This is a genomic window from Paracoccus aeridis (assembly GCF_004923205.2).
Classification (GTDB): domain Bacteria; phylum Pseudomonadota; class Alphaproteobacteria; order Rhodobacterales; family Rhodobacteraceae; genus Paracoccus; species Paracoccus aeridis.
The window spans coordinates 116,041-125,754 of record NZ_SELD02000015.1 but is presented as its reverse complement, the minus strand read 5'-3'; the positions used below and the strand labels follow the sequence as shown (position 1 = coordinate 125,754).

At 72.5% G+C, this 9,714-nt stretch carries 4 protein-coding genes; 3 read left to right on the top strand and 1 reads right to left on the bottom strand.

Annotated elements, in window-relative coordinates:
* Both ELI80_RS06580 and ELI80_RS06575 read left to right on the top strand, forming a co-directional pair.
* On the top strand, positions 1-1,222 hold a 1,222-nt coding region (locus ELI80_RS06580; protein ID WP_328592237.1), incomplete at its 5' end, for an efflux RND transporter periplasmic adaptor subunit.
* A complete protein-coding gene (locus ELI80_RS06575) occupies positions 1,219-4,425 on the top strand; it encodes an efflux RND transporter permease subunit (protein WP_136650312.1) in 3,207 nt (1,068 codons plus the stop codon). The genes ELI80_RS06580 and ELI80_RS06575, both read left to right, overlap by 4 nt.
* Before the next feature lie 37 nt (positions 4,426-4,462).
* On the opposite strand, the gene ELI80_RS06570 is transcribed toward ELI80_RS06575, so the two are convergent.
* Positions 4,463-7,732: a helicase-related protein gene (locus tag ELI80_RS06570; protein ID WP_201740571.1), complete on the bottom strand. Its 3,270-nt coding sequence runs from the start codon at positions 7,730-7,732 to the stop codon at positions 4,463-4,465.
* A 137-nt stretch (positions 7,733-7,869) separates the two neighbouring features.
* Here ELI80_RS06570 and ELI80_RS06565 point away from each other — a divergent pair, with 137 nt between their 5' ends.
* Positions 7,870-9,645 (top strand): SLC13 family permease, encoded by a 1,776-nt coding sequence (locus ELI80_RS06565; RefSeq protein WP_136650311.1) that lies wholly within the window; start codon positions 7,870-7,872, stop codon positions 9,643-9,645.
* The last annotated feature ends 69 nt before the right edge of the window (positions 9,646-9,714 follow it).

Below are 9,714 nucleotides of genomic sequence, written 5' to 3'. Positions count from 1 at the left end.
ACCTGCCCGCCCCACCCCGGCCCGCCCCACCCCGGCCCGCCCGATCCCCGGCCACCCGACCCCTGCCCGGGCCGCTGCCCGCAAGAGCCCCCGCCGGCGCATCGCCGTGATCGCCGTGGTCGTGGCGGCCCTCGCCGCGGCGGGCCTGGCCATGACCCGGCCGTGGTCCGCCGATTCCCCCGTCACCCTTCCCTGGGCGCAAAGGGAAGAAACGCCTCCCCCCGCCCCGCCCCGCCCGGTGGTCACCGAAACCGTGACCGACGTCCCCGCCTTCCAGCTTGCCGTCCCCGGCGTGATCGCCGCCAGCACCGAGGCGGTGCTGGCGTTCGAGACGCTGGGCACGATCATCGAGCGTCCGGTCGATGTGGGCGACGAGGTGGCGTCGGGGCAGGTGCTCGCGCGGCTCGATCCCGACGACCTGCAGGCGGACGTGAGCGCCGCGCGCGCCGCGCTCGCCTCGGCCGAGGTGCAGCTTGCGACGGCGCGATCGGCGGCGGAGCGCACCCGCGCGCTCAAGACCCGCGACGTGACCAGCCAGGCCCAGCTCGAGAATGCCGAGAGGGCGCTCGCCGCCGCGGCCGCCGCGCGGCGGCAGGCGGATTCGGAACTGGCCCGCGCGCTCGACGCGCTCGGCTCGGCCCAGATCACCGCGCCGTTCGAAGGGCTGGTCAGCGCCGTGCACCGCAACCCCGGCAGCGTGGTGTCGGCGGGCGAACCCGTGCTGACGGTCGCCTCGCTTCACGAACGCGAGGCGGTGATCGACCTGCCGGAAGCGCAGCTCGCCGGGCTGCAGCCCGGCGCGGGCTTTACGGTCGTGCCGGACTCCGATCCGACCGGCGGCGTGCCCGCCCGCGTGGTCAGGATCGAGCCCCTGGCCGACGCCGCCACCCGGACCCGCCGCGTCCACCTTGCGCTGGACGAACCCGCGGGCTTCCGGCTGGGGTCGCTCATCCGGGCGTCGCGCGGGCGCGACGACGGCGCGATGCTGACGCTGCCCGGAGGGGCGCTGGTGCGGCCGGGCGACGGGGCGCAGGCGAAGGTGTGGGTGGTCACCCGTTCCGCCGACGCCGCCACCGTGTCGCTGCGCGACGTGACGACCGGCCCCGGATACGCGGGCCGGGTCCTTGTCACGGAAGGGATCCAACCGGGCGACGAGGTCGTGATCCGCGGCGTCCATTCGCTGAAGGAAGGCCAGCCCGTCGGCCGGGCGGTGGAGCCATGACGAACCCCGACCACGACAACCCTGCCCCGCCGGCATCCGCCCCTGAACCCGGCCCCAGCCCCGTCTCCGGCCCGGTCCCCCAGCAGCCCGCGCCGACCGCCCGGGGCGGCGGCCTCCACGACGGCGGCGGCTTCAACCTGTCCGACTGGGCGCTGCACCACCGCTCGTTCGTGTGGTTCCTGCTGATCGTCTCCATGATCGCCGGCGCGATCAGCTACGCCCGGCTGGGCCGCGAGGAAGACCCGGCCTTCACGATCAAGACCATGGTCATCTCGGCCGCCCTGCCCGGCGCCACGATCGAGGAGACGGTCAAGCAGGTCACCACGCGGATCGAGACCAAGCTCGAGGAACTGGACGAGCTGAACTTCACCCGCTCGGTCACGATGCCGGGGCAATCGGTCGTCTATGTCGAGCTGCTGCCCACCACCCGCAGCAACGAGGTCCCGCAGATCTGGAACCGCGTCCGGCAGATGATCGGGGACATCCGCGCCGAGTTCCCGCAGGAATTCGCGGGCGTCCAGTTCAACGACAACTTCGGCGACGTTTACGGCAACATCTACGCCTTCACGAGCGACGGTTATCCCTTGCGCGAACTGCGCGACCGCGTCGAGGACGTGCGCAAGCAGGTGCAGGGCCTGCCCTCGGCCGGCAAGACCCAGCTACTGGGCGAGCGCGACGAACAGATCTACCTTGAATTCTCGCCCTCGCGGCTGGCCGCGCTGGGGCTGAACCAGGAACAGGTCCTGCAAACGCTGGCGCAGCAGAACGCGATCTCGGCGTCCGGCATGATCCAGGCGGGGCCGGAGCTGATCCTCGTCCGCGTGGGCGGGCAGTTCGATGACGCCCGCGCCATCGCGGCCGTGAACCTGCGGATCGGCGACCGCTTCTTCAACCTTGCCGACGTGGCCACCGTCCGGCGCGGCTACACCGACCCGCCGCAGTCGCTCTTCCGCTACAACGGGCAGGAGGCGATCGGGCTTCAGGTCGCGATGCGGCAGGGCGAGAACATCCAGACCTTCGGGGCCGAGCTCGACGCCCTCATGGCCGGCATCGCCGCCGACCTGCCGGTCGGGATCGAGATGCACAAGTTCGCGGACCAGCCGCATGTCGTGACCGACGCCGTCGGCCACTTCATCAAGGCGCTGGTCGAGGCGGTGGGGATCGTCCTCATCGTCAGCTTCGTGAGCCTGGGGTTCCGCGCCGGCTTCGTGGTGACGCTGACGATCCCCCTGGTGCTCGCGATCAGCTTCGTGATCCTGGAAATCTACGGGATCACGCTGCAGCGCATCTCGCTGGGCGCGCTCATCATCGCGCTGGGGCTTCTGGTGGACGACGCCATGATCGCGATCGAGACGATGATCTCGCGCCTCGAGATCGGCGAGACCATCGACCGCGCGGCGAGCTATGCCTGGACCTCGATCGCGGCGCCGATGCTGACCGGGACGCTCGTGACCGTCGCCGGGTTCATCCCGATCGGGCTCAATTCGTCGGCGGCGGGGGAGTTCACCTTCTCGCTGTTCGTGGTGATCGCGGTGTCGCTGGTGGTCAGCTGGATCGTCGCGGTGCTGTTCGTGCCCGTGCTGGGGGTGGCGCTGCTGCCCCGGCAGATGGCGCACCACGCGACGCGGGCCGGGCTCCTGCGGCGGGGATTCCGCCGCCTTCTCGTCGCGGCGATGCGCTGGAAATGGGTGACGGTGGCCGTGACCTTCGCGCTGTTCGCCGCGTCGGTCTGGGGGATGCAGTTCGTCGAGCAGCAGTTCTTCCCGACCTCGGACCGGACCGAGATCATCATCGACGTCAACGAACGCCAGAACGCGTCGATCGCCAAGACCGACGAGACCATCGGCCGGATCGAGGCCTTTCTTGCGGAGCAGCCCGAACCGGAGTTCTGGACCACCTATGTCGGCACCGGCGCGCCGCGTTTCGTCCTGGCGCTGGACGTGCCGACGCCGGGGCCGTTCATGGGCCAGATCGTGATCCAGACCGGGTCGCTGGAAGCCCGCGATGCGCTGAAGGCCAAGCTGCGCGCGATGGCGGCGCGCGACCTGGTCGGCACCGACGTCTTCGTCAAGAACCTGGAAATCGGCCCCCCGGTCGGCAAGCCGGTGCAGTACCGCGTCAGCTCGTCCGACATGGACGAGGCGCGCGACGCCGCCCGCGACCTCGCGGCGGTGCTGGCGCGCGAGCCGCGGCTGCGCGACATCTCGCTGAACTGGAGCGAACCGGCGCGGGTCGTGCGCGTCGTGGTCGACCAGGACCAGGCCCGGCGGCTGGGGATCACCAGCCAGGCGATCTCGGGGTCGCTGGCGGCGCTGTTCTCGGGCACCACGGTCACGCAGCTGCGCGACGACATCTACCTGATCGACGTGGTCGCGCGGGGCGACGCCGCGAACCGCCAGTCGCTCGAGGCGATCCAGAACCTGCAGCTGTCGACGCCCACCGGGACGCCGATCCCGCTCGCCTCGCTCGCGCGGCTGGAATACGGGACCGAACAGCCGCTGATCCACCAGCGCGACGGCCGCCCCACGGTGACGGTCATGGCCGCCATCGCCACCGGCGACCAGCCCGCCACGCTGGTCGCCGCGCTGGCGCCGTCGATCGAGGCGTTCACGCGGACGCTGCCGCCATCGGTGGACGTGGAGATCGGCGGCTCGGTCGAATCCTCGGCCGAGAGCCAGGAACCGATCGCGGCGGTGGTGCCGCTGATGCTGCTCATCATGGCGGTGCTGGTCATGGCGCAGATGCAGAGCATGCGGCTGGCGGCGATCGTGTTCGCCGCCGCGCCGCTGGGGCTGATCGGCGTGGTGGCCACGCTGGTGCCGTTCGGGGTGCCGATGGGGTTCGTCGCGATCCTGGGGATCCTCGCCCTTGTCGGCATCCTGATCCGCAACTCGATCATCCTGGTCCACGAGGCGCAGAACCTGCTCGAGTCCGGCCTGTCCCGCTGGGACGCGATGTACGAGGCGTCCGACAGCCGCGCCCGCCCGATCCTGCTGACGGCGGCGGCGGCGAGCCTTGCCCTGATCCCGATCGCCCGGCAGGTGTTCTGGGGGCCGATGGCCTACGCGATGATGGGCGGGATCATCGCGGGGACGCTGATCACGCTGCTGTTCGTGCCGGCGCTCTATTGCGTCGTGTTCGGGGTCAGGCCGGAACGGCGCGGCAGCCCGGCCGCGCCGGCGGCGGGCCGGCCGGTCCACTGACGCCGACGCGCGCGAGCAGGGGCGGCCGCCCGGCCGCTCAGCCGTCGCCCCCGGGTTCCGCCGCCTCCGCCAGTTCCCGCAGCAGGGTCGCGGTGCGGTCGAGCCGCGCGGCGGGGTCCTCGATCGCCTCGGCCAGCACCAGGACGCCGTCGCGGTTCTCCAGTCCGAAGGCGCCGGGGTCGCCGGGCAGCGCCGCGCCCTCGCGTGGGGTAAGCGCGATGCCCGCCGGGCCCGCGCCCACCTTCGCGATCCCGGCGCGGCGCGCGTCGGCGCGCAGCCGGGTCGCGGCCAGCAGCTGCCGCGCCTCGTCCGGGATGTCGCCGAACCTGTCCTCGAGCTCGGCCTGGACCAGGTCCACCTCGTCGCGGTCGTCCATCCGCGCCAGCCGCATGTAGATGCCAAGGCGGATGTCGTCGTCGGCGATCCAGTCCTCGGGCAGGCGGCCCTGCGCGCCCAGCTGCAGTTCGGGCGTCCAGCGCTCCTCGGGCTCGCCCCGCAGCGCGACCAGCGCGTTGGCGAGCAGCTGCTGGTAGAGGTCGATCCCGATCAGCTTGACGTGACCCGCCTGCGTGTCACCCAGGATGTCGCCGCCGCCGCGCAGATCGAGGTCGCGGGCGCTGATCTCGAACCCCGCGCCGAGCCGGTTCAGCGTCGCCAGCGTCTGCAGCCGCTTCAGCGTCCGCGGCGCGACCTCGGCGCCTTCGTCGGTGAACATCACCATCTGCCCGCGCCGGTTGCCGCGCCCGACCCGGCCGCGCAGCTGGTGCAGCTGCGACAGGCCGAAGCGGTCGGCGCGGCTGACGATCATGGTGTTGGCGCGCGGCACGTCCAGCCCCGCCTCGATGATGTTGGTCGCCAGCAGCACGTCGCCGTCGCCGCCCGCGAAGCGGATCATCGCGTCGTCGATGTCGGCGGCGGGCATCTTGCCGTGGACCTGCAGCACGCTGAAATCCGGCAAGAGATCGGCCAGCGTCGCGGCCATCCCCTCCATGTCGCCGATGCGGGGCACGACGACGAAGCTCTGCCCCCGCCGCGCGCGTTCGCGCAGCAGGGCGGCGCGGAGCATGGCCGGGTCGAACTCGGCCACGGTGGTGCGGATCGGCTGGCGGCGGCCCGGCGCGGTCGCGATCACCGACAGCTGCTGCAGCCCGATCAGCGCGGTCTGCAGCGTCCGCGGGATCGGCGTCGCGGTCAGCGTCAGGACATGGCCGGCCGACAGCGCGCGCAGCTTGTTCTTGTCGGCGGTCCCGAAGCGCTGTTCCTCGTCGACGACGACGAGGCCGAGGTCCTTGTATTCGACCCCCTTGCCCGCCACGGCGCCGGTGCCCACGACGACCTGCACCGACCCGTCGGCCAGCCCTTCGAGCACCGCCTTGCGTTCGGCGGAGGAGGTCAGGCGGGTGAGCCCGCCGACCTTCACGCCGAGGGTGGCGAAGCGGCGCGTGAATTCCTCGATATGCTGGCGCGCCAGCACCGTGGTGGGCGCCGCGACCGCGACCTGCCGCCCCGCCAGCACGGCGATGGCGGCGGCGCGCAGCGCGACCTCCGTCTTGCCGAAGCCCACGTCGCCCACGACCAGCCGGTCCATCGGGCGGCCCGAGGCGAGATCGTCCCGCACCGCCTCGATCGCGCGGGACTGGTCCGGGGTCTCGGCGTAGGGAAAGCCCGCCGCGAAGCGTTCGTAGTCCGAGGGCTCGGGGTCGAACACCGGCGCCGTCTGGCCCGCCCGTTCCTCGGCCAGCCGGGCGAGGCCGGCGGCCGTTTCCGCCACCGCCGCCTCGATCTCGTCGCGCCGCTTGCGCCAGCTGGACCCGTCCAGCCGGTCCAGCGTCACCGCCTCGGGTTCGGCGCCGTAGCGCCAGACCTGGTGCGCCTGCGCGACCGGGACCAGCCGCACGCCGTCCGCGGCATAGGTCAGGCGGATCGCGTCGCCGGGGTCGGGCATCCCCTCCGGCGCGGGCAGGGCCTCAATGCCGCTGACGACGGCGATGCCGTGATCCTCGTGCACGACCACGTCGCCGATGGCGATGTCCACCGCCTCCATCGGCGCGGGGCCGCCCGCGCGGGCGGCGTCGTCGCGCTGCGCCCGGCTGCCCAGCAGGTCGGCCGCCGCCACCGCCAGCACGCCGTCGCGCCGGAACCCCCGGCGGCACGGCATGGGCAGCGTCAGGACGCTGCCCGGATCGGCCTGCGTCACCTCGGCCCACGACCCCGCCGCCCGCACGTCGCCCAACCCCGCCAGCGCCCGCCACGACAGGAACCGCAGGTCGCGCTCGGACCCGATCAGCACCACGCGGTCGCCGTCCGCGATCGCCTGCTCTGCCGCGCGGGTGAAGGCGCGGAGCGGCGACTTCCGTTCCACGAAACGCACCGGCGGCTCGCCCCCCGGCGCCAGCGTCACGACCTCGCGCTCGCGGATCCGTTCCTGCCACGCCTCGTCGGGCAGAAGCCTGCGCGCCGCCAGCGCGGTCCCGCCCATGATCTCGGCGCCAAGGTCCAGCATCTGCCGGCGCCTGCGGTCGGCCGCCCGGCCCAGCACGATGCGCGCCCCGGGCAGGTGGTCGGTCACGCTGCAGCGGTCGTCGCCCAGCGGCAGTTCCGTCAGCCGCGCGACCACGACCGAGCGCACGTCCTCGACCGTGCGCTGGTCGACGAGGTCGTAGCGGCTCATCTGGACGATGCGGCCGTCCTCGATCTCGATGCGCACCGGGTCGTCGGCCTGGCCGGGGAACACGTCCACGACCTGCCCCTGCAGCGCGACCTCGCCGGGTTCGTCGACGCGGTTGTCCTCGACGTAGCCCAGCGCCACGATCGCTGCGACCAGCGCCTCGTCCTCGGCCGCGTCGCCCACGGCGAGCGTCATCGAGGTGTCTGCGACGCCGGAGGGCGCGGGCATCGCGTAGGCCAGCGCCTCGCCCGTGGTGATCAGCGCGACCGGCGGGCGGTCGGATTGCCCGGACAGGTCGCGCAGGCGGGTGAGCGCGGCGTTCCGCAGCCCGGTGTTGGCGGGCGAAGCGGGCGCGTCCTGCGCCAGCAGCGCATCGCTGTCGGGCAGCAGCACCACCTCAGCGCCGGGTGCGGCGGCTTCGAGCGCGCGGGCGGTCGCCGCGGCCTCGCCCTCGCCCTCGGCCGCGAAGATCACGTCGCCGCTCTCCAGCATGGCGGCCAGCGCGACGGCGGTTTCCGCCGCCCCCATGCGCGGCTGGGGCGACGTCTTGCGGGACTGCGTGCCGGGATCGTTGTCGGCGTCGGGTGCGGGTGCGGGCTCGGGTGCGTCTTCGGGTGCGGGTTCGGCTGAGGGGGGCATGTCGACCTGTCTGATATGGCCTTGGGCAACACCCCGCGGCCCCGGATGGATCCACCCCGCGACTTGATAAATCGCGCATGGACAGGGCCGCGGATTTTGCGCATGTCGCACTTCCCGCCGGAAAGGAACCGCCTGCCGTGACGACGCCGCAGATCACCATCTACGCCATCTTCGCCGTGGTCATGATCCTGATGGTCTGGGACCGCTGGCGCTACGACCTCGTCGCCTTCGCGGGGCTGATCGCCGCGGTGCTGACGGGCATCGTCCCGGCCGAGCAGGCGTTCACCGGCTTCAGCAACCCCGCCACGTTCATCGTGGCGCTGATCCTGATCGTGACGGCTGGGCTGCAGCGCGCGGGCGTGGTGGCGATGCTGACCAGGCGCCTGGCCAACAACGGCCGCGGCGTCGGCGCGCATGTGGGCCTTCTCGCGGCCGTGGGGGCGGCGATTTCGGGCTTCATGAACAACGTGGCGGCGCTGGCGATCCTGATGCCGATCGACGTGCAGGCCGCGCGCAAGGCGGGGCGCAGCCCCGGCCTGACGCTGATGCCGCTGGCCTTCGCGACCGTGCTGGGCGGCCTTCTGACCCTGATCGGGACGCCGCCGAACCTGCTCGCCTCGGCTTTCCGCGAGGACGCGCTGGGCGAGGGCTACCGGATGTTCGACTTCCTGCCCGTGGGCGGCGCGGTGGCGCTGGCGGGCGTGACGTTCATCGCCCTGATCGGCTGGCGCCTGTTGCCGCGCCGCGCGGGCGACCGCGCCGCGATGGACAGCCGCGAGAAGCTGCGCGGCTACGTGGCCGCCCTGGTGATCCCGGAAGGATCGGCCGCCGCCGGCAAGACCTGGGGCGAGCTGGCCGAGGCCGCGGCCGAGGCGCAGGTCGGCATCCTCGCCATCGAACGCGGCGGCGCGCGCCACTATCGCACGACGCCGATGCTGGTCCTGAACGAGGGCGACCGGCTGGTGGTCGAGGCCGGGCCCGCCGCTCTGGAAGAGTTCCGGTCCGGCTCGGGCCTCGGCTTCCCCGAGGGGGGCGAAGGCGACGTCGTCCCGGACGGATCGGGCCGGCGGCTGGTCGAGGCGGTGGTGCCGCAGACATCGCGCCTGATCGGCCGGCGGACCGAGAACGTGATCGGCCACGGCCGGATCCAGGGCACGCTGCTGGGGATCCAGCGCCAGCAGCAGACGTTGCGCGACAAGCTCGGCGCCAAGCGCATCCGCAGCGGCGACGTGCTGCTGATCCTGATGCCGGAAGGCGCGCTCGACGACCTCGACCCGTCGGACCTGATGGTGCTGGAAAGCGGCGGTCTGGCCGTCACGCGCGAAAAGCGGCTGTGGCTGGCGCTGGCGCTGTTCGGCGGCGCGATCGCGCTGGTCACGGCGGGGCTGACCACGATGGCCACCGCGCTCAGCGCCGTCGTGATCCTGTATGTCCTCGGCGGCATCCTGACGGTCGAGGAAATCTACGACCACGTGGACTGGCCGATCATCGTCCTTCTGGGCGCGATGATCCCGCTGGGAGAGGCGATCGAGACGACCGGCGCATCGGCCCAGATCGCGGGCTGGCTGGGTCAGGCGAGCGCCGGCGCGCCAGCCTGGGTCGCGCTGCTGATGCTGATGGTGGTGACGATGCTCCTGTCGGACATCCTCAACAACACGGCGACGGTCATCATCGCCCTGCCGGTGGGGATCCGCCTTGCCCACGAGATGGGGGTGAACCCGGACGCCTTCATCATGGGCATCGCGATCGCGGCGTCCTGCGCGTTCCTGACGCCGATCGGGCACCAGAACAATGCGCTGATCATGGGGCCGGGCGGCTACCGTTTCGGCGATTACTGGCGGCTGGGCCTGCCGCTGGAACTCATCAGCCTCGCCGTGGCGGTGCCGCTGCTGCTGGTCGTGTTCCCGCTTTGACTCGGACCGCCGGAACGGCAGCCGCCGCTGCGCCGTTAAGGTTTGCAAACCGGTGCGGGGCAGCACAAC

Bases quoted from the DNA above. Each gene is read 5' to 3' on its own strand.
- ELI80_RS06570 (WP_201740571.1), bottom strand. From the start codon at position 7,732: ATGCCCCCCTCAGCCGAACCCGCACCCGAAGACGCACCCGAGCCCGCA.
- ELI80_RS06575 (WP_136650312.1), top strand. From the start codon at position 1,219: ATGACGAACCCCGACCACGACAACCCTGCCCCGCCGGCATCCGCCCCT.